Raw genomic sequence first — 21,422 nt, 5'->3', positions numbered from 1 at the left:
CCTATGGGCGGGGGCAGGCGGCTACAAGGGCAGGCGGCCGAGCCTGTGGATAACTCGGGGTTTCTGGGGCTGCTGGGCGAAGTTATCCACAGGTTTTGGCCTATCTTTGGGAGCGCGGGGGCTCAGAGGCGTTGAAACGTTCGACGCGCAGGCGGTCGACGGCCGGAATCTCAAGCGGCTCCAGATCCGCGAGGGCCACGCCCATCGCTTGGGAGAGGAGGAGATCGGCCAGCTGCGGGTTTCGGGCCAGCGCCGGGCCGTGCATATAGGTAGCGATGACGCTGCCTTGGACGGCGCCTTCGTAGGTGCGCTGGGCGGAGCCGTCACTGAGATCGGCGGTGGCGGCCTGGTCGGCATTGCCATTGCCGCGGGTGAGCGTGCCGAGCGGCTGCGCAGAGGGGCCGAGGATGGTGGCACCTAGGTGGTTTTCAAAGCCGGTCAGCGGTTCGGTGAGGTCCGCGGTGACTCCGGCGCGGGTGGGCTCGGAGGCCACCTCGCCGATGGCGCGGTCCTGCATGCCGGCCGTGGTGGCGTCGAGCAGCCCGACGCCGTCGATAATGCGGCCGGAGGCGCGGAAGGATTCGCCGAGGACTTGCAGGCCGGCGCAAATGGCAAAGACGGGGCGGCCGGCGTTAGCGGCGCGGGTAAGGCCGCCATCAGAAATCAGGTGGTCTGCGGCCAGGATCTGCGCGGTATCTTCGCCGCCGCCGAGGGTGTAGATATCCAGCGTCTCGGGCACGGGCTCGCCCAAGCGGATGGGGTGAATCTCCGCCTTGAAGCCGCGCATGCGGGCGCGCTGGCGCAGGACGAGGGCGTTGCCGTCGTCGCCGTAGGTACCGAGGACGTCGGGAAGCACTAGGCCGATATTAAGCATTGGTGGCCTCCTTGGAAAGCGCCTTCTTCAAATCGCGGAAGGCGGTGTAGTTGGCGAGGACCTCGATGCGGCCCTCCGGGCAGGCGGCGAGCGCATCCATCGGATCCGGGATGAGCTCGTGGGAAATATCGGCGTAAACCAGGCGCACGGCCAGGTCGGTGCCGCGCTCGCCGGCGGCCTTGACGCTTAAGCCATTGAAGCCTTCGAATTTCACGTCCCAGAGCCAGGACATGTCGATGCCATCGGCCACCTGGCCATTGGTGGCGATGACCAGACCATCGGCGCTGCGGTCCACCATGGACAGCGCTTCTTGCCAGCCGGCCGGGTTCTTGGCCAGCAGCAGGCGAATCTCGCGGCCCTTCCAGTGGATAGTGGAGTAGCGGCCGGCAACGTCATCGATGCCCTCGGCGGCCGCAATGGCCTTATCCAGGTCCACGCCGAAGCCGGCTACGGCCGCGGCGATGGCCTGGGCGGCGTTGCCACGATTGGCGCGACCGGGCAGCGCCAGGTTCAGCGGGCGCTTGGCGGTGGGGGTGATAATGCCATGCTTATCGACGCCCCAGGTAGGCTGCGGCCGGCGGAATTCGCGGCCGTCGGCAAGCGGCTTAACGGCATACCAGTCATCCTCGGTGCGCACGACGTGCCCGCCGGTACGCGGGCAGGTGACGGAATCGCCGAGCCAGCCGGCTCCGGCCGAGACCCAAATGACATTCTTGGCGTCATAGGCTACGGAGGTCATGAGCACGTCGTCGCAGTTGGCGATGACGAGCATGTCCGGGTGAGCCTCCACGGCGCCGCGCAGCGCGCGCTCAATCTTGTTGATTTCGCCCACGCGGTCCAGCTGGTCGCGGGTGAGATTAAGCAGAACCAGAACCTGCGGGTTGAGGCTATCGGCCACGTGGGGCACGTGGAGCTCGTCCACCTCGAGGACCAGGTGCGAGGCGTCTTTACCGGCCATGAGCGCGGAGATGATGCCGGCGTCCATGTTATCGCCGCCGTCGTTGGTGGCTACGGTGTGCTCGGCGCGAACCGCGGCGGCCAACATACGGGTGGTGGTGGACTTGCCGTTGGTGCCGGTAACCAGCACAGCTGGGCGCCCACCGCCCAGGTTGGTCATGATGGAAGGGTCAATGGCATTGGCGATTAGACCACCGATCATTCCGCCGGCGCCACGGCCGGTGGCGCGGGAAGCGGTGGTGGCCAGCTTCGCGGCGGTTGTGGCGGTGGTGGTGCGCAACTTTTTCAGCGCACCCGGGACTCTAAAACTCATGTCCCCTAGGGTAGTCGGGCGGGCGGCTTAGTCGTTCTTTTTCGCCGCCGAGCCGCCAGAATTTCGTCGGCCCCTGCCGCGACCACCGCGGCCGCCACGGCGCCGGCGCCGCTTGTTGTTCTTACCGCCGCCCTTTTTGTTGTGCTGCGGTGGGCGTTGGGCCCGCGGCGCAGGCTTAGCGGATTCGGGTTCGGGCTCGGCGTCTTCGATGCGCGTGAGGGCGTCAAGAAACGCGGCATCCGACATCAGCGGAATGCCCTTGCGGTGGGCGTGCATGGGCTTTCCCACCAGCTCCGTGGTGACATTGCAGACCACCAGCGAGGACTCGCGGGTAAGCTTTTCCGAATAATTGAGCTCCTCGCGCATGAGCGCGGCGATGATGGTGTCCGGATCCTCGAGGATTTCCGGTGCGACGACGATTTCCATGCCGCGGCGCAGCTCCTTGCCCGGCTCGTATTTGCCGGGGTTGTGGTGCTGGACGGGGGCCTCGGCGGCGTCGACGCGCACGTGGGAGCGTTGCAGCCCGAAGCGATCGGCGCGCACGTCCTCGGGCGCATAGCTGCGCACAGTGCCGCCTTCTTGCTTGCGGTAGAGCGCGATAAGCAGCTCGGTTTGCTCGCGGGAGGTTTCTGGCTCGGGCCGGCCGGCGCGCTCCACCGAAGCTTTCGGCGTGGCGTCCAGGCCGCTCTGCTTGGCGACGCCCCCCAACCGCACATCATTCGACCGCACCTGCTGCGCATAGGAGGTGGCCAAGGTATCGATTATGCGAACCGGTGTGGGGACGTGTCCGACCTTTTGGCGGCGCCGGCGGCCCTTGTTGCGGCCGCGGTTGCGCGCCCGGTTTTGGCGGGCGGCGGCCATCATGGCGCGCCGGGCCTCGGCGACGAGAAAGCCCCAGGTATAGGGGAGATCGTGGACGATGAGCGTGCGGCCGTCGATTAGCTTGTCCAGCGATTTAAGGATTTTGCCAAAGGCGGGAGCCTGCTCAATATCGGTGGTGCTCAGCCCGTGGAGGTGGCGCGGTCCGGCATCGATATCGGGTTTGAGGACGGCGTGGAAGAGCTGGCCGTGGTTGCCGGCGTCGTTGAATGCGATGGCGTCGATAGTAACGATGCGCCCCGTCGTGGGATGGATGCCGGTGGTCTGCAGGGTCAGCGCCACGTAGGGGTAGTCGGCCGCATCGGTGGATGAGTCGGCTTGCTGCGGCTGCTGTGGCTTCTGGTTAGCCGCTTTCGGCGCGGCAGGTCGCTCGTGGCGGGCAGATGGGTGCGGCTTTGGCTTTGGTATCGGCTTGGGTTTTGCGGCGTCCGGTTCGCCGGACGGTCGCACCGCGCGGCGCGGCCGGGCGCGTCGCTGTTCTGTGCCCGGTTTGGGCGCTGTGGACCTGGCCGCGTGGCGCGAAGCCACCGTCGCGGGCGACGGCGCTGGGGCCGACGCCGGCGTGTGCTGCGGGGAGGGGCCAGGTGTGTTGTTCATTAAACTCAGTGTAGTATCCCGCAATTCGCGCAGGGGGACAGGGCGCGCCGCTTAATTTTCCACGACGATGACAATGACCTTCGGCGGGGTTGTTGGCTCTTCGGGCTCCTCAGGTCGCCCCGGTTCCTCCGACTGCTGCGGTTCTTCCGGCTCGAGCGGTACCAGGGGCACCTCCGGTCCATCCGTTGCGCTGCGGTATGTAGTCGGCAGTGCCGGTTCGGGCTCTACGGTGATCTCTGGTTCTGGCTCCGGGGTGGGCTCGAGCTCAGGGCCAGGAATTGTCGTCGTAGGTGCAGTGGTCTCCGGCTCTGGCGTTGGTTCGAGCTTGGAACCTGTGATAGTGGTATCCGGCGCCGGCTTAGGCTCGGACTCCGAGGGCTTTGGTTCCGAAGACTCAGGCGCTGAGGTGGGCGTAGACGGGTCTGCAGCCTGGGTCGGCTCAGACGTTGGCTCGCTCGTGGCAGAACTGGTGGCGGAGCTGGAAGGCTCTGCGGTCTGCTTTTCCGTCGAGGCTGCGGTGGTAGTTTCAGTCGTCGTTTCCTCGGAAGTTGTCTTTTCCGAGGTAGACGCGCTTGAGGTCGGCAGATCGGACGGCTCGGCAGACTGGGAGGACGAGGAGGTTGCGGTCGGTCCCTTGGCTGCTACCTCGGGTGCGGGTTCCGAGCTGGAGGATGGCGTCGAGGCAGGCGTGGTCCGAGACGGTGCCGGTGCCGGTGCCGGGGCTGGGGCCGAGGCGACGTCATTGGCTGCGGCCATGGCGGCAGCGGCCGCGGCGGAGGCGGCGCGGGAAATTGCCTGGGAATCCTCGCCGTGGTGGCCGCCGCGGGGTTCGCTGTGGTGGCCACGTCGGTTGTCGGCGGCAGGGGCTTGGGCGCGGTCAGCGTGAGGAGAGTGCGTCGCGCTGGGCTTCTTCGTGGTCTGCGAAGTGGAGGGGGCGTCGGCAAGCGGGGGCTGAGCTGAGGTACCGCTGGTGGGGCCGGCATCGTGGATGCGCGGCGTGGCGGGGTGCGCGGGGCGCTTGGGGCCATTGCCGTCGAAGTGGGAAGAATCGAGGGAGGAATGGTTGTCTTCCGGAGCGGGCGCGGTGGAATGCGCGTTGGTGTCTGAAAGGGCTTCGTTCTCGCTCAGCAGGTTGGTGGCTACGGTGGCACCGCCACCAACGAGCACGGCGACGCCGGCTGCGGCCAGCAGGTTCGAGGTCACGGCACCGGATGCGCCGGCAGCACCGACGGCAGAGGTGACGCTGAAACCGCTGGCTGCGGAGGTACCGGCGGTAGAGACACCGGTAGCGGGGCCGCCGGGGACAGCGGATGCAGCCTGAGCGCGAGCTGCGGTAGCAGCGGACATGATGGCGGTGCCACCGGCGACGACGCCCAAAATTAGGCCCGCGTGGTGCTTATTGGCGGCGTTATGCGCATAAATGGTGAGCGCGGGGCGGTCATCGGCGTTGTAGTGGAAGTAACCGTGGGCAATGGCGAGGCGGCCGGTCTTGGTGCAGTCGAGGACGGCGGGGGCGATCTCGCGGGCGGCTTCCCGGGGAAGGGAGCCTAAGAAGGTGCTATTGATATAGACGTCGACGGTATTGCGGCGCAGGAAACCGCGGGTGCGCAAAGAAACGAGGTAGTGCTCGTCGGTGTGCGGAAAGGCGATGACGTCCTTGGAAAACTCCGTCAGCGTGGCGGTGGTCTCGCCGGGCAGCATGGTCCAGCGCTGCGCCGGCGGGTTATTGGCGGGAATGCACAGGTGCGGCGCCGGCAGGAGCAGGTTCAGTGTGGGCCAGTCTTCCCCAGAGGCATCCGTCATGCTCACATGGGCGGTGGCGCGTGGGTGCAGGCCGGCGCTGAGAATCCAGTCAAAGAGGGCATAGGCCTGGGAATCGGCGGCACTGAGGTGGCCCACAAGAGAGTCACCGATCCGAATCGCGAAGCCTTCCTCGGCGGTGCGGGGGCCGAGCTCCGCGGAAAGGTAACCGTCCTCCGCGGCGGTGGACTCGAGCAAGTCGCTGAAAGTCTCCGGCGACACATCCGCAATGGGCAGGTTATGGATTACGCCAAAACCGTGGTCAGGGACCACGTAGGTGGCGGAATCCAGCGAAGTCATTGGGGCCTTTCCATGAGAAACAGTATTAACTTCGCATTTTAAGCATCGTTAGGGGCGATTTCCAATTTCCCAACCCGGCGAGAAAGGGGCGTTATCCTGCCCCAAAAGTTTCTACAGAATAAAAACAAGCACAGCGATAAGCGCTGCAATTACCAGCAGGGCAATGAGGGCAGGCCACCACTGGCGGCGCGGTGCGGAGTCATCGACGTTGACGGCGCGAAAGCTTGTGGTTTCGAAGGTTTCGGTGGCGGCGGGGGAGGTAGGGGTGGCGTCGGCAAGCGAGGCTTCCTTTGAATCCGGCAGCGGCGCACCCGCATAGATGCTGAGCACCCGGCCGGCGCTGCGCGGCGCATGGTAGGCATGGGCCAGGGTTGTGCCCTGCTTGGCGACGTCCACCCCATCCAGCCGCCCCACCCACTGCGGGCCCAAATAAGCATCGGCGCCGGATCCGGTGGTGCTGGGTGAAAGCGTCACCAATACGTGCATGCGCGCGTGGGCGGGAATATCCAGATCCGCGGGTAGCTCGGTGATGTTGATGGGCGGGGCATAGCCCAGCATCGTCCACGCACCGGCCGGCGGGTTATTGGCCGGCAGGCAGAGCCCCGGCCGGGGCAACAGCAGGGACAGGGAGCCATCGGGCTGCGGCGCGGCCGTAGCTGCAGGAGTGAGCCCAGCGCGAAAAAGCAGATCTATCTCGGGGTATTCGGCGCGGTCTGCGCTGGTGATATGCCCGATGGGGGAGTCGGTGCGCACCTCCAGGCCACCGTCCTGGCGGGGCGCCAAGGTGACGGTGAACTCCTGGTTTTCCTTCGTTTGCGCACCATAGACGGGCAGGGCCTGCACGGCGCCCAAGCCGCGGTGCGGAATGAGGTAGGTAGAAGAAGGCATACCCACCCTTCTACCACGCCAGGGCGCGGCACTGGTGTGCAGCACCGGCGGCCGGGCTTAGGCCAGGGCGCGATTGACGGCGGAGTTAATTGCGTTAATGGAAGCCCGCGTGGTGGATCCGGCGATGCCGGCGCCCCACACCTTGTTCTGGTTAACGTCGGCTGCGATATAACAGGCGGCCTCGGCATCGTCGCCAGCGGAGCGGGACTGCTGGGAGTATTCCATGACCTCGAAGTCGATGCCCAGGGATTCCAGCGCGTTGGCATACGCCGCGATGGGGCCGTTGCCGGTGCCGGAGACAGTGGACTTTTCCCCGCGGAAGGTCACGGTGGCGGTCACGGCAGCGTCCTCCTCGTCCGTTGGGGCATTGTCCATATGGAAGGACGCTAGGGCCAGTGGAGTCTCGCGGTCCAAGAACTCGGTGGCAAAGATGTCCCACATGTTCTTGGAATTGACCTCGCCGCCCTCGGAGTCAGTGATTTCCTGCACCACGGTGGAAAATTCCGCTTGCATGGCGCGCGGCATATTGATGCCGTGGTCGGTCTTCATGATGTAGGCAACGCCGCCCTTGCCGGACTGGGAGTTGACGCGGATGACCGCCTGGTAGTCGCGGCCCACGTCCTTTGGATCGATGGGCAGGTAGGGAACCTCCCAGATGGCCTCGCGCAGTTCTTCCCACGAGACCTCGGTATTGTTCGCGCCGGGGCGGATGGTGGCCGCCAGCGCATCGAGGCCCTTGTTGATGGCGTCTTGGTGGGAACCGGAAAAGGCGGTAAAGACTAACTCGCCGCCATAGGGGTGGCGCTCCGGCACGCGCAGCTGGTTGCAGTATTCAACGGTCTCGCGGATCTGCGGCAGATCGGAGAAGTCAATCTGTGGGTCCACGCCTTGGGTGAGCATGTTCAGGCCCAGGGTGATGAGATCGACGTTGCCGGTGCGCTCGCCGTTGCCAAATAGGCAGCCCTCGATGCGGTCCGCGCCGGCCATAAAGCCCAGCTCGGCGGCGGCAATTCCCTCGCCGCGGTCATTGTGCGGGTGCAGCGAGAGCAAGATGTCTTCGCGGCGGGCCAGGTTGCGGTGCATCCACTCGATGGAATCGGCGTAGACATTGGGCGAGATCATCTCCACGGTGGACGGCAGGTTGATGATCATCGGGTTATCCGGGGAGGGATCCATGATTTCTACTACCTCATCGCAGACCTCGCGGGCGAAGTCCAGCTCGGTGCCGGTAAAGGACTCGGGGGAGTATTCCCAGCGCCACGTGGTGTCGGGGTAGTCCGCGGCGATGGACTTGATGAGTGCGGCGGCGTCAGTAGCCAGCTTCTTAATGGCGGGCTTGTCCTTGCGGAAGACCACACGGCGCTGCAGCTTCGAGGTGGAGTTATAGAAGTGCACGATAACGTTCTTGGCGCCCTCGCAGGCCTCAAAGGTGCGGCGGATCAGGTGCTCGCGGGCTTGGACTAGCACTTGGATGGTGACGTCATCGGGAATCTTATTGCCCTCGATGATTTCGCGGACGAAGTTGAAATCCGTTTGGGAAGCGGACGGGAAGCCGACCTCGATTTCCTTGTAGCCCATTTTGACCAGAAGGTCGAACATGCGGTGCTTGCGCTCTGGGCTCATGGGATCAATGAGCGCTTGGTTGCCATCGCGCAGATCCACTGCGCACCACTGTGGGGCGTGGGTGATTTTCTTGCTGGGCCACGTGCGGTCCGGCAGATCGATGTCTTCCACTTCGACGGCGAAGGGCTGGTAGCGCTCGTGGGGCATGGCGGAGCCGCGCTGCTTATTCCACGCGGGCTGTCCCTCGCGGCGTGGGCCGTTGGGGGTGGTGATATCGCGAGGGGCGCTGATAAAAGAGTCGGTGGGGGACATGGTGCGGTTTCCTTGTCTGTGGTGTCTGTGGGGAGACGGCCAGCTGGGCTTGGGTAGCCGGACTCCGCGACGGGGCGCTGGCCAGTGCTTAGGCCGAAATCCCGCCGCGGCAGATAAGGAGTAGGTCAATCCGCTGTGTCATATCGGTCACACTACAGGCTCTCTCACTATGTGGCAAGAGATTTCATTCAATGAGACGCGGCGGCGGTGCGGTACTATGCCTTTCGTGTCTACGGCCCTCCATTCCGCATCCAACTCGTCGTCCTTACTGCGCTCCTTGTGGGCGCCTGCCGCGCTCGTTGCGCTCATCGGAGCTGCGGTGCGCGTGGGCGTGCTCGCGGCGGTGGCCGCCGTGCAGGACGATAAGCTCTGGGGACTGCTCAATAAGTGGGACGCCAAGCACTACGTAGAAATCGCCCGCGGCGGGTACTTCGGTGCGGATATCTCTACGGATGGGCCGGTCCATGAGACAACCATGGCCTTCTTTCCGGGTTTTCCCTTCCTGGTGCGTGCGGTAAGCGGCATCTTGGGAACCGGTGAGGCTGGCACTGCCATCGCGCTCAACGTGCTCTTTAGCATCGCGCTGGCCGCTGGGGTGATGGCCTTGGCCGCGCAGATGGGCATGGGAAAGTGGGCCCAAGTGCTCAGCGCCGTAGTGGTAACCAGCGCGCCGATGTCCATCGTGTTTTCTATGCCGTATACCGAGGCGCTTTTCGGGGCACTGGCTATCTGGGCGGTAGTGGCGCTGGTGGGCGAGCGCTGGTGGGCCGCCGCGGCGTATATCTTTGTGGCCGGGCTCGTGCGCCTTACCGCGGTGGACCTTGTTGCGGTCTTTGGGCTTATGGTGCTGCTGCGGGCCCGAAAGGACTGGCGAGCCTGGGCCGCGGTGGCGTTTTCCGTCGTGCCGCTGGTGGGTTATTTGTGGTGGTCGAGCAGCCACTTGAAAGATGTCGGCGGTTATTTTGGTATCCAGAAAGAACATTGGAATTCCGGCTTTGATGGCGGCAAAGCCACGGCTATGTGGCTGTGGGAGACGCTGACTGGGGCCACCAATGGCGGCTACCTGCTCAGTGCCGGCGTAATGATCGCTGCCCCGGTATGCCTGGTGCTGGCATGGCGTCGCCTGCCGTTGGCGGCCTGGCTATTTTCCGCCGTCCTTATGGCCAATGTGCTGCTTTCTGATGGCATCATGCACTCGCGGCCCCGGCTGCTCCTGCCGGCGGTGATCGTGTTGTTGCCGTGGGTGAAAAAGGGGGCGTCGGCAAGCGTGGCGGTTATTGCCTGGGCCCTGTTTGGCGCGTGGTTTTCGGCCTATATGCTCGGCGTATTTGAGTGGGCCATCTAACCGCGCTGGCTCACCGGGCTGCGGGAGAGCACGATGGTGGACAGCACCATGACGGTTAGGGCGATGAGCATAATTGCCCAACCGACGGCCGTATCGATGAGGAATTTCTCTCCCAGGACCATGTATCCCAAGCCGAAGGCCACGATGGGCTCAAAGATGGTCATGGCCGGCAGGGAATGGGCCAGGGGGCCGGCGTTGAAGGAATATTGCTGTACCACCGTGCCGGTGAGCGCGAGGCCGATGAGGCCGTAGAACTGCCAGCTCGCCAATAGGGTGGTGAGGCCTTCATGAGTGAAAATATCCACCACGGCCTTAGAAAGCAGGGCGACGAAGCCATAAATAACGCCGCAGGCCGTGCCCAATGCCAAGGGGCGCTGATCCGGTAGCTTTGCGGCCGCCGCGCCGAGGATTGCGAGGGTGGCCAACCCTATGAGGAGCGCCGGCCACCAATCGCTCCATTCTGGGCGGGGATTGCCGGCAACCGGCCGGCCGTAGATGACCATGATGCCCACCGCAATGGTCAGCGCAATGGACCAGAAAACCTCGTGGAAGGGCATCTTACGGCCGGAGTACCATGCCGAGAGCGGCAGGGTAAACATCAAGGACAGCACCAAGATGGGCTGGACGACCAGCAAGGTGCCGAAGCCGAGCGCGATAACCTGCAGGCCGTAGGCGCCAATCGCGGCCGCGGTGCCCACCCACCACAAGGGGTTAGACATGGCGGCACGCATGACCGAATCATCGGCGTCGAGGGCAATGCGGTGGCGGACGACCGTGCCCCAAGCAACCGTCAGCGCGGATGCGAGCGCGAAAAAGATGGCGAGGAGGTTGCTTAACACCCGCTCAACGGTAGTAAAGATTCCTGTTATATGCATATTCTGCGCTGCATGGCGCGCGTTTTTCTCTATGGGGGGACGGCCGGCGCATGGCGCGCTTTACGCTCGGGGTGTGTGAATAAAAAGCAAGCATTGTCTAGGAATTATGATGAGGACTAGGCCCCTGCGGGGTAGCATGGGTATTTGACTAATGACCGACAGGTATTTCTGGCGGTGTGCGGACGCGCGCGCCAGGGGTGCCTTGAAAGACGAAAGGCGGCATCCTTACCGTGGCCCTGATCGTGCAAAAATATGGCGGTTCATCCCTCGAATCCGCAGACCGCATTCGCGCCGTTGCGGAGCGCATCGTGGCCACCAAGAAGCAGGGTAATGACGTCGTCGTGGTGTGCTCCGCCATGGGCGATACCACCGATGAGCTGCTCGACCTTGCCGCCCAGGTCAACCCCGTGCCACCACGGCGCGAAATGGACATGCTGCTGACCGCGGGCGAGCGCATCTCCAATGCGCTGGTGGCCATGGCCGTGGAATCCTTGGGTGCCCATGCCCAGTCCTTTACCGGTTCCCAGGCCGGCGTGCTCACCACCGAGCGCCACGGCAATGCCCGCATCGTGGACGTTACCCCAGGCCGCCTGACCGAAGCTCTCGATGAGGGCAAGATCTGCATCGTCGCCGGCTTCCAGGGAGTCAATAAGGAATCGCGCGATGTCACCACGCTGGGCCGCGGCGGTTCCGATACCACCGCGGTGGCGCTAGCAGCCGCGCTGAATGCGGATGTGTGCGAGATCTATTCCGATGTCGATGGCGTGTATACCGCAGACCCGCGCATCGTCCCAGACGCGCAGAAGCTAGAGAAGCTCTCCTTCGAGGAGATGCTGGAGATGGCCGCGGTAGGTTCCAAGATTTTGGTTCTGCGCAGCGTGGAATATGCCCGCGCGTTCAATGTACCCTTGCGAGTTCGCTCGTCTTATTCAAATGACCCCGGCACCCTAGTGACCGGATCAATGGAGGATATCCCTGTGGAAGAAGCAGTACTAACTGGTGTAGCAACCGATAAGTCCGAGGCAAAGGTCACCGTCCTTGGAATCCCGGACCGCCCCGGGGAGGCAGCGAAGGTTTTCCGTGTCATTGCCGATGCAGAGATCAATATTGACATGGTCTTGCAAAACGTCTCCTCCCTGGAGGATGGCACCACCGATATCACCTTCACCTGCCCGCGTGCTGACGGTCCACGCGCCATGGAGCTGTTGACCAAGCTGAAGTCCGAGGGCGGCTGGGCCAATGTGCTTTACGACGACCAAGTGGGCAAGGTCTCCCTCGTCGGCGCCGGCATGAAGTCCCACCCAGGCGTGACCGCCGAGTTCACCGAGGCCCTGCGCGACGTCGACGTCAATATGGAGCTCATCTCCACCTCCGAAATCCGCATCTCCGTGCTCACCCGCGAGGCCGACCTGGATAAGGCAGCTCGTGCGCTGCACGATAAGTTCCAGCTTGGTGGCGAAGAAGAAGCCACGGTTTATGCTGGAACCGGACGTTAAATACCCAACAGCAACTACAGAGGATTTTTAAGTCATGACCACTGTTGCAGTCGTAGGCGCTACCGGCCAGGTTGGCCGCGTTATGCGCTCCATCTTGGAAGAACGCAATTTCCCGGCGGATAAGGTGCGCTTTTTTGCCTCGTCTCGCTCCGCGGGCACCGAGCTGGAATTTCGCGGCGAGCAGATTACCGTAGAAGACCTTGCTGAGGTCACCGAGCAATCCGTTGCCGATGTCGATATTGCCTTGTTCTCCGCCGGTGGCTCCACCTCTCAGCAGTGGGCCCCGGTATTCGCCGCAGCCGGCGCGACCGTGGTGGATAATTCTTCGGCCTACCGCAAGGACCCAGAGGTTCCCCTCATCGTTTCCGAGGTCAACCCCGAGGCAGTCAAGAACACCCCGAAGGGCATCATTGCTAACCCGAACTGCACCACCATGGCTGCCATGCCAGTGCTGAAGGTCCTCCACGATGCCGCTGGCCTGAATAAGCTCCACGTGTCCTCCTACCAGGCGGTGTCTGGTTCCGGTCTGGCCGGCGTGCAGGCGCTGGCCGCGCAGGTCTATTCCGTCGGTGAGCACAATGTGGGCTTGGTCCACGACGGCTCCGCGCTTAATGACGAAGACTTTGGCCCGTATGTGGCACCTATCGCCTATAACGCTCTGCCGATGGCCGGAAACCTCGTTGATGATGGCTCCCTGGAGACCGACGAGGAACAAAAGCTGCGCAATGAATCCCGCAAGATCCTAGACATTCCGGAGCTCAAGGTAGCGGGGACCTGCGTGCGCATCCCGGTCTTTACCGGCCACACCCTGACCATTCACGCCGAGTTCGATAAGCCCATCACCCCAGAGCAGGCCACCGAGCTTTTGGGTGGCGCTCCGGGCGTTACGCTTGCCGACGTCCCCACTCCGCTCGCCGCCACCGGCATCGACGAGTCCTTGGTCGGCCGCATCCGCCAGGACCAGACGGTGGACGATAACAAGGGCCTCGTGCTCGTTGTCGCCGGCGATAACCTGCGCAAGGGTGCCGCTCTCAACACCATCCAGATTGCAGAGCTGCTCGTCTAGAGCAGCGCCGCTTCGCCACCCGTTGCACTACAAAGCTCGGCGCCCTCCTTTCCCCATAGCAAGGGAAGGAGGGCGCCGAGCTTTTGGCTTATCAGCCGTGGGCGAGGGGGTTAGTCCTCAGAAACCGGCTTGGCGGTGCCAGTGCCGGAGTCGGCACCAGTGCCCTTCTTGCCAAAGTCGAGGTCGCTAGTGGACGACGGAACTTCCGGCTTGGTGTGCTGCACGTAGGTCACGGACGGCTCCGGATCTTCGCGGTCATACTCAATATCATCATCATTTTCGAGCTCCTCGTGGATCTCTTCTGCGATATTGGTGACAAACTCGGTGGTTTCCATATTGGACGCTGCAGCCAGCTTGCGCAGCTCGCGCTCGTTCTTCTTGGTAAAGCGCTTGCGCGGGTCCAGGCGGCGGGACACCAGCTCGTGGGCGCGCATGCGGCGGTCGGACTCGTCCGCGAGCTTGCTGCCGTTCTTGATGCGGTTGAAGACCATCACCGCGATCATCAGGAGTCCGAGGTAGCCCAAGATCGGGTAGACGTTGCTGACCAAGGCCTGGAAGCCCACGAAGGACAGGATGAAGCCGATGATGCAGGCACCGGCATAAACCGGGTAGAAGCGCTTGGGGTTATTGCGGGTCAAGCGCTTGCCCAGCGCGTAGAACATGCCGATGGCGGTATTAAAGACCATGCCGTAAATGACAAAGGTCATCACCACGCCCAAGACTGGGTGGATGCTGGTAATCAGGCTCAGTACCGGCATGTCCTGGCCGTTGACGGTCTCTGCCTCGAAGAAGAGGGCGAATACCAGCAGGGCCAACAGGATCAGGTAGAGCAGGCCGCCAATGAGGCCACCGATGCCCACGGCGCGGTTATCCAGGAAGTTACCGCCAATAACGATGGACATGGATACTGCCGTCATCACGTTCAGGCCGGTGTAGTTCAGTGCGGCTAGCCACCAATTAGGCAGCGAGGTATCAACATTGTTGACCGCCCAGTCATTCATGGCAGAGAAATCAACGTCTGCATTCAAGATGGTATAGCCGGTGGCAAGCACCACGAAGATGATGATGAATGGGGTGATGGTACCGATGACTGCGGTTACGCGGTCGACATCCATCAGGCCGACGAGCAGCACCAAAATCAGCATGGCGGTGGCGCCCACCCATACTGGGACGGACGGGAACTGCTGATTGATATTCGCACCACCGCCGGCGAACATGACGAAGCCGATGGCGAACAAGGTCACCAGGGTGGACCAGTCCAAAATCTTGGCGGTAAATGGCGATGCGACCTTGTCGTAGACAGCGGTGTGCTCCTCGGCTTGGAAGTAGGAGCCGAGCTGCAGGATGGAGATGCCGGTGATCATCATCAAACCAGCGGCCAGGGCGATACCCCACAGGCCCCAGTTACCAAAGGCCACGAAGTACTGCATGGCCTCCTGGCCGGAGGCGAAGCCTGCGCCCACGACGACGCCGATAAACGCCATGGAAATTCCGATTGCGCGTTTTAACATGAAAGGGAGAAACTCTCTTACTCACACGCGCCGGGCCCGGCATTGGTATCGCGCGGGCCCGGATCGACGGTCGATTTATCACGTGTGTACAGAACTAATAAACCACACATTGGACAGATATTTCGCGCAAGAATCGCCCTCATTGTGGCCGCGTTCACCCCACTCATTGCGCGTAAAGTGCAGCTAAGTGCCAAAATCTGGGGCCCGTAGGAAGCAAGGTAACTAGAGCGTAACAATTTGGGAGTGAAATTAACTCCGCAATCGCAGGGGGCTATTTGGGGGTATTACCCTATCCCCGCGATGAGATCCTTGCGGGCGCGCGCAACGCGGGAGCGGATGGTGCCGACGCGCACGCCGGCAATCTTGGCCGCCTCCTCATAGGTATAGCCCAGTACCTGGGTGAGGATGAGGGCTTCGCGGCGGTCGGCCGGGAGGGCGTCGATAAGCGTACGCGCGTCGATCCACTCGCTCCACGCCGCGGATTCTTCCGGCGCCGCGCCCATCGCATCCTCGTACTCCGTGGCAGACTTTCGCGGCCGGGCCATATCGTGGCGAATATTATCCACCCACACGCGCCGGGCCAGAGAGAGCAGCCACGTGCGCGCGGAGGAACGGGCGGCGAAACGCGGCAGGGCGCTGATGACACGCAGATAGGTCTCCTGGGTGAGATCGTCAGCACCCTCGGGTCCGCCCAGGTGCGCCAGCAAGCGCCACACATCATCCTGGGTGGCTTTGATAAACTCCGTCAGCGCCGCGCGGTCGCCGCGACCGGCCCGAAGGGCGAGGTCGGTGACGCGGGCGTCGTCTGCTGCGGAGTGGTGAGTCACCTGAATGAATCTACCAGCCCCCATTACGCTCTTTTGCGAGCCCTGACAACCGTGCAAAGTTTTGCCACACTGGAGTGAACTGACCCCGAATTGCCAGGAGGCATAAATGACTGATTTCACCGCTGATGACATCCTGAATAAGGGCCAGCGCCCCGCTGGCAAGGGAAATACCACCCGCCCCTCGGGCCAGCCGGTGCCGTCCGAGAACACCTCGGTAACCGCTGGCCAGCAGGGCCCGGTGGCGCTCAATGATATCCACCTCATTGAAAAGCTCGCGCACTTCAACCGCGAGCGCGTGCCGGAGCGGACGCCGCACGCTAAGGGTCACGGTGCCTTTGGTGAGCTGCACATTACTGAAGACGTTTCTGCATATACCAAGGCTAAGGTCTTCCAAAAGGGCACCGTTACCCCGATGATGGGCCGTTTTTCTACCGTCGCCGGCGAGCAGGGGTCTCCGGACACTTGGCGCGATGTGCACGGCTTTGCTCTGCGCTTTTATACCGAAGATGGCAATCTCGACATCGTGGGCAATAACACCCCGGTCTTCTTTGTCCGCGATGGTCTGAAGTTCCCAGACTTCATCCACTCCCAGAAGCGCCTGGGTACCAATGGCCTGCGCGATGCCGATATGCAGTGGGATTTCTGGACCCGCAACCCAGAATCCGCCCACCAGGTCACCTACCTCATGGGCGATCGCGGTACCCCGAAGTCCACCCGCCACCAGAATGGCTATGGTTCCCACACCTTCCAGTGGGTTAATGAACAGGGCGAGGCCTTCTGGGTGAAGTACCACTTCAAGACCCGCCAGGGTGTAGAGAACTTCACCGATGAAGAAGCCACCACCACCGCCGGCCAGAACCCGGATTGTCACCGCGAGGATCTCTACAATGCCATCGAGGAGGGCAACTACCCGATCTGGGACGTGAAGGTGCAGATCATGCCGCTGGATGAGGCGGAGAATTACCGCTTTAACCCCTTCGACCTGACCAAGGTCTGGTCTAAGAAGGACTATCCGCTGCACGATGTGGGCTACTTTGTGCTCAACCGCAACCCGCGCAACTTCTTCGCGCAGATTGAGCAGGTGGCGCTCGACCCGTCGAATATTGTGCCCGGCGTTGGCCTGTCTCCGGATAAAATGCTGCAGGCTCGCGTCTTTGCTTACGCTGACCAGCAGCGTTACCGCATTGGCCCGAATTACCAGCAGCTGCCGGTCAACCAGCCACAGAACGTGGACGAGGTCAACACCTACCAGCACGAGGGCAGCATGCAGTACCACTTCAATGCTCCGGAGGATCCGGTCTACTCGCCCAACCGCTATGAGAAGGGTACGGGCGTGCTTGATGACGCCGCCGTAAACGACCGCTCCCAGCTCGAGACCACCACCGCGGCGGAGCTCTACATCAATCCGGAGTCCTACGGCAGCGACTTGGTGCGTGCGCCGTATGTTCGTCACGCTGAGGACGACGACTTTGTCCAAGCTCGCGACCTGTACGAGAATGTCTACGATGATGCCGCCAAGGAGCGCCTGGTCACCAATATCACCAACGCGATGGCCGGTGTATCCGAGGAGACCGAGGAGCGCGTCTACGAATACTGGACCAACGTGCACCCAGCACTGGGCCAGCGCGTGCGCGAGGTCTACGCCGAGAAGAAGTAACCCTTCCCCGGCAGGGCCTGTACGCTAACGACGCCGCCCCCGTACCGAATTGCATAACTACTGCGCGGTACGGGGGCGGTTTCTTGCTGTGCGGCTAGTCGCAGCGGCGCATCTTTTCCGTAACAAAGGCAGGAGCGCCCTCGGCGGCCCACCTATCCACGTCGTAGCACGGGGCGGTCATGCCGGAGGTGGCTTGGCCAATGGGCGCAATGGCTACCCACTGGCCGCCCTCGTAGCGCGCCCAGGCAGTCCAGTCAGTGCTGTCTTTGCCAAAGTGGGCCCACTGGCCATCGCAGTTATTGACTCGGATATTGGTCATGGAGGGAGCTGCGGGCTGTAGCGCTTCTGGGGAGCAATCGCCGCGGCCGGTATCGGCGGGTGCGGCGGCTGGGGCTTCACTCTCTTCGTTGGCGGATTCCGCGGTGTTCTCGGTGGGAGCTGCGGCCGCAGAGGTCGGCTCGGCCTCCGCGGTCTCGGTGGTGGTGTCTGCGGCTTCCGAGGTCGCGGGATCGCTCGTGACTTCTTCCGACGAGGTCTCCGTGGCCGAGGAGCTTGCGGCGGTGGCGTCGGAGAACTCTGGTTCTGCGGATGTATCGGCGTCGTTGGAGCAGGCAACAAGGCTGAAACACAGTGGCGCGATGGCCGCAGCGGCGAGGTAGCGGGAGGGGGCCAGGGAATAATTGTGGGACATGCCATATATCGTAGAGGAACGGCCATTGCGGGGGTGCTCGGCGCGCCTGCAACAGGGGAGTGACCTGCAAGGATAGGTTCAGTACTATGACCTCACGCCTTGCCTCCCCAGACGCTGCGTCCCCCTCCCGGTGGCGCAGCGTCCTCTTGATCCTCCTGCTCGCCCTGCCGCTCATTATCGGGGCTGCGGTGGCGGGCCTTGCGCAGTGGGAACCCGCCCACACCTGGTCTAGCGCCGCGCAGCCGTTTGGAGCGCCGCGGGAAAATTCCGCCTCGCCAGAGGTGAAGGAAGCCGCCGAGGCGGCCAGCCGCGCGCAGGCACAGGCGAGCATGCTTAAATCGGGAGCGACGCAGCTTGCCGACGGCACAGGGGAGCTGAATAAGGGGGCGGATGAGCTTGGAGGGGGCGTCGACAAGCTGGCGACGGGCTCCCAAGAACTGGTCGCCGGCCTCAATCAGCTGCAGTCCGGAACTAATACGCTCGGTGGCGGTGCAACGGAGCTGGCCAATGGTGTCGGCGGTGCCGTGGACCAGGTGGTGGGCCTCGGTGTCGTCCAGGGGCAGATTCTGCAGGCCATCGACGGCACGATGCGCGACCTGGAAGGAAATAAGTCCAAGGAAGCGAAGGAAATTCGCTCGCAGCTGGGCGATCTCCGTTCGCAGGTGAATAATTTCCGCCTAGATAATTCGGTGACCGATCAGCTCAAGAAGCTCAAGGACGGATCGCGCGATCTATCCAATCAATTGGCGGTCAACGGCTATGCCTATCACGATGGCGTGAATCAGGCTGTCTCCGGTGCGCGGGAGCTTAACGAGGGCATCGCGGAGCTGAACAAGCGCGTCGGTGAGGCGCAGGAGGGCGTGGACAAGCTTGATGACGGCGCCGGCAAGCTCTCCACCATGGCGGCCCAAAACCAGACCAATGTGGGTGAAATTCAGCGTGCCCTGCCGCCGGCGCATACCGCGACCGACGGCCCAGCACATCTGCTCAGCCCTATCGTGGCGATGCTGGTCTCCGCCCTGGTCTTGCTCGCAGGCACCGCGGCCGGTGTGGCATGGCAGATGGGATTCCGCCCATGGTTGACAGTCCTCGGCGGCACGCTGGCCGCGGTCGCCATCGGGGAAATCCTCCTCTTTGTGCTCGCCACCGGATTTACCCCTGTGGCGGCGGTGTGGGCCGGCGCGGCGCTCCTTCTAGGCGCGCTGTCCATGGCGGCCATCACCCGCGGCCTACTCGGGCTATGCGGCATTACTGCCGGCAGCATCCTCGCGGCGCTGTTTGGCATCGGCCAGACCGCGCTGGTGGGTTGGCTGTGGAAATCCGCGGCAATTGCCGGTGTTTCTAAGGTTTGGCAGATTGTTTCTAATCTTTTGCCGTTGAATTGGACTACCGCGGCCGTCACGACGGCGGGCAACGAAGGCGAGCCGGCCATCCTGTGGACCGGCGTTGCGGTATTGCTCGCCATCACTCTCATTGGGCTGAGTGCAAAGTGGTGGGCTCCATCCACAGGAAAAACCAAACCTACGGTTCATTAAGTCTGAAAAAACACACCTAAGAATAAAAAATATTGGTGGAAGCTGGGAACTTTGATTCGCGCTACCGTTTGCATTGCGCGAGTGCTACAGTTGGTCTTGCTCACAAAGCCTACTTAGGGGGTAGGCGAACGGTTTCTCCAATCCGTTGTGAGTGATAGGGAATAGGGACGACGCGGCGCTGTAGGGGCACCGCGTCGTTTCCCATATGTGGGGGTCTAGCTGCAATTTTTGCGGAAAAATCCGTGTAATTCCTGGAATGCTTTTGCTAGAGTGGGGACTTTTTCAAGCAGTGCGAATTGCTTCGTGGTGACGACTATCTATAGGTAATTCAATTTAAATCGGTGTGGACTTTGGGGGTGGTAGTGGCGTTGTCGATAGCCGGGGGTTTAATCTGAGTCACACTCGCTTGTATTCGTAGCGTAGAACATGGTGAGTTGTCGACTTTTGAAGGAGCACTATGCAGACCCCGCTCGGGCTCACGGCCATGGGCCTCATCATCATTTTCGTGACGGTGGGAATTTTGATCCGCGGCCGAGTAAATCCCATCATCCCCATGACGCTGGTACCCGTAGTTGGCGCCTTAATATGTGGATTTGGTCTAGGTGAAATATCTGACTTTTTCAGCGAGGGCTTAAATTCCGTCATCAACGTCGTGGTGATGTTTATCTTCGCCATTATCTTCTTCGGCATTTTGCAAGACGTCGGCCTGTTTACCCCAGTCATTCGCGCGCTCATCAAGGCCACCCGGGGAAGGATCATGGCCGTAACGCTGGGCACTGCGGCGATTGGTGTAGTAGCGCACCTTGATGGATCGGGTTCTACTACCTTCCTCATCACCATCCCGGCCCTCTTGCCGCTCTACCGTGCGCTGAACATGTCGCGCTACGTGCTCATTACCATTGTGGCGATGGCTGCCTCGGTCATGAACATGGTTCCTTGGGGCGGCCCGCTGGGCCGCGCCGGTGCTGTGGTCGATCAGGAGCCCAATGCCATCTGGGTGCAACTCCTGCCTATTCAAGGCGTGGCGATTGTGCTGGTATTCCTCTTGGCTGCGCTTTTGGGGTGGTGGGAACAGCGACGCATAGCGGGCCTGCGCGAAAGCGGAGAACTAGCGGGTGGTACTGCAGTGGACGTTAACGCATTGGCCGATGAATTCGCTGCTGCACAGGTGCGTGAACAACATAAATTGGGCTACCACATCCGCACAGGGCGCTGGGTAACCGTGGTCAATATCGTCGTTGCACTTGCCGTTTTGGTGGCCTTGCTCTCGGGCGTAGTCCCGCCCGCCCCAGCCTTTCTCATTGCCACGACCATCACTCTGGCTATCAACTTCAGCGGTCCCATGGAGCAGGGTGAGGCCCTGCGACGGCACGCGCCCAATGCCTTGGCCATGGCAGGCGTTATCCTTGCAGCCGCGATGTTCTTGGGTGTCCTCAATGAAACCAAAATGCTTGAGGAAATCGCCCTGACACTAGTGAACGTTCTGCCAGAGAGCGTCGCACCGCACCTCCATGTGATCGTGGGCTTCTTCGGTGTGCCGCTAGATTTGTTGACCTCGACGGATGCTTATTACTTCTCAGTGCTTCCTATTGTTCAAGGAACTGTTGAAAGCTTTGGGGTCAGCGGCATGGGTGCGGCCTGCGCGCTCATTATCGGCAACGTGGTGGGCACCTTTGTTTCGCCCTTCTCTCCTGCATTGTGGTTGGCGCTGGGGCTTGCGGAAGGTCAGATGGGTAAATACCTCAAGCTGGCTTTCCCAATTGCGTGGATTTTCTCCGCCATCTTGGTTGCCGTGGCGCTATTTACGGGAATGCTGGCGTAACAACGAAAAAGGCCCGCAGCAAAGCTGCGGGCTATTGGTCGGGATAACAGGAGTTTAACCGGAGTGTGGCCTGACCTGCCTAAACAGCCCTACCAAAATGGTCCGTGCCCACAT

At 62.3% G+C, this 21,422-nt stretch carries 16 protein-coding genes; 6 read left to right on the top strand and 10 right to left on the bottom strand.

What is annotated here, in order from left to right:
* Positions 1–100: 100 nt before the first annotated feature.
* The 6 genes from QP324_RS10610 to leuA all read right to left on the bottom strand — a co-directional run bounded on the left by QP324_RS10610 (position 101) and on the right by leuA (position 8,483).
* Positions 101–874, bottom strand: coding sequence for a type 1 glutamine amidotransferase (locus QP324_RS10610; protein WP_284811018.1), 774 nt, complete (start codon positions 872–874; stop codon positions 101–103).
* Positions 867–2,144: a MurT ligase domain-containing protein gene (locus QP324_RS10605; RefSeq protein WP_284791649.1), complete on the bottom strand. Its 1,278-nt coding sequence runs from the start codon at positions 2,142–2,144 to the stop codon at positions 867–869. The genes QP324_RS10610 and QP324_RS10605 overlap by 8 nt, the downstream gene beginning before the upstream one ends.
* 27 nt (positions 2,145–2,171) lie before the next feature.
* Positions 2,172–3,473, bottom strand: a complete 1,302-nt coding sequence (locus tag QP324_RS10600; protein ID WP_336620592.1) for a DNA polymerase III subunit epsilon — start codon at positions 3,471–3,473, stop codon at positions 2,172–2,174.
* A gap of 198 nt (positions 3,474–3,671) precedes the next feature.
* Complete coding sequence (locus QP324_RS10595; RefSeq protein WP_284816016.1) at positions 3,672–5,720, bottom strand: hypothetical protein; 2,049 nt, start codon at positions 5,718–5,720, stop codon at positions 3,672–3,674.
* A gap of 111 nt (positions 5,721–5,831) precedes the next feature.
* The gene (locus QP324_RS10590) at positions 5,832–6,608 is read right to left on the bottom strand and encodes a hypothetical protein (RefSeq protein ID WP_284816015.1); all 777 of its coding nucleotides are present in this window, start codon (positions 6,606–6,608) and stop codon (positions 5,832–5,834) included.
* 57 nt (positions 6,609–6,665) lie between these two features.
* A complete protein-coding gene (leuA, locus tag QP324_RS10585) occupies positions 6,666–8,483 on the bottom strand; it encodes a 2-isopropylmalate synthase (protein ID WP_284816014.1) in 1,818 nt (605 codons plus the stop codon).
* A 217-nt stretch (positions 8,484–8,700) separates the two neighbouring features.
* On the opposite strand from leuA, the gene QP324_RS10580 reads away from it, so the two are divergent.
* Positions 8,701–9,828: a mannosyltransferase family protein gene (locus QP324_RS10580; RefSeq protein ID WP_284816013.1), complete on the top strand. Its 1,128-nt coding sequence runs from the start codon at positions 8,701–8,703 to the stop codon at positions 9,826–9,828.
* Here the strand turns inward: QP324_RS10580 and QP324_RS10575 are convergent.
* A complete protein-coding gene (locus tag QP324_RS10575; protein ID WP_239278454.1) occupies positions 9,825–10,703 on the bottom strand; it encodes a DMT family transporter in 879 nt (292 codons plus the stop codon). The two genes, QP324_RS10580 and QP324_RS10575, sit on opposite strands and share 4 nt — an antisense overlap.
* 230 nt (positions 10,704–10,933) lie before the next feature.
* Between QP324_RS10575 and QP324_RS10570 the strand changes: the two genes are divergently transcribed.
* On the top strand, positions 10,934–12,199 hold the full coding sequence (locus QP324_RS10570; protein WP_179387282.1) for an aspartate kinase: 1,266 nt from the start codon (positions 10,934–10,936) through the stop codon (positions 12,197–12,199).
* 34 nt (positions 12,200–12,233) lie between these two features.
* Positions 12,234–13,265, top strand: a complete 1,032-nt coding sequence (locus QP324_RS10565; RefSeq protein ID WP_284816012.1) for an aspartate-semialdehyde dehydrogenase — start codon at positions 12,234–12,236, stop codon at positions 13,263–13,265.
* A 110-nt stretch (positions 13,266–13,375) separates the two neighbouring features.
* Here the strand turns inward: QP324_RS10565 and QP324_RS10560 are convergent, their stop codons facing one another.
* Both QP324_RS10560 and QP324_RS10555 read right to left on the bottom strand, forming a co-directional pair.
* Positions 13,376–14,776 carry a hypothetical protein gene (locus QP324_RS10560; RefSeq protein WP_284816011.1) on the bottom strand — a complete coding sequence of 467 codons (1,401 nt, stop codon included), beginning with the start codon at positions 14,774–14,776 and terminating at the stop codon, positions 13,376–13,378.
* A gap of 284 nt (positions 14,777–15,060) precedes the next feature.
* Positions 15,061–15,627: an RNA polymerase sigma factor gene (locus QP324_RS10555; RefSeq protein ID WP_284816010.1), complete on the bottom strand. Its 567-nt coding sequence runs from the start codon at positions 15,625–15,627 to the stop codon at positions 15,061–15,063.
* A gap of 82 nt (positions 15,628–15,709) precedes the next feature.
* Here QP324_RS10555 and QP324_RS10550 point away from each other — a divergent pair, with 82 nt between their 5' ends.
* Entirely contained in the window at positions 15,710–17,260 is a 1,551-nt protein-coding gene (locus tag QP324_RS10550) for a catalase (protein WP_049378043.1), read from the top strand.
* Between the two features lie 94 nt (positions 17,261–17,354).
* Here QP324_RS10550 and QP324_RS10545 read toward each other — a convergent pair whose 3' ends face one another.
* Positions 17,355–17,951, bottom strand: coding sequence for a hypothetical protein (locus QP324_RS10545; protein ID WP_269953767.1), 597 nt, complete (start codon positions 17,949–17,951; stop codon positions 17,355–17,357).
* Between the two features lie 86 nt (positions 17,952–18,037).
* Here QP324_RS10545 and QP324_RS10540 point away from each other — a divergent pair, with 86 nt between their 5' ends.
* Both QP324_RS10540 and QP324_RS10535 read left to right on the top strand, forming a co-directional pair.
* A complete protein-coding gene (locus tag QP324_RS10540; RefSeq protein WP_284816009.1) occupies positions 18,038–19,486 on the top strand; it encodes a hypothetical protein in 1,449 nt (482 codons plus the stop codon).
* 457 nt (positions 19,487–19,943) lie between these two features.
* The gene (locus tag QP324_RS10535; protein ID WP_284816008.1) at positions 19,944–21,308 is read left to right on the top strand and encodes a CitMHS family transporter; all 1,365 of its coding nucleotides are present in this window, start codon (positions 19,944–19,946) and stop codon (positions 21,306–21,308) included.
* Positions 21,309–21,422: the final 114 nt, after the last annotated feature.

It is taken from the genome of Corynebacterium sp. UMB0012 (genome assembly GCF_030216265.1).
Lineage (GTDB): Bacteria > Actinomycetota > Actinomycetes > Mycobacteriales > Mycobacteriaceae > Corynebacterium.
This window is presented reverse-complemented; position numbering and strand designations above follow the sequence as displayed.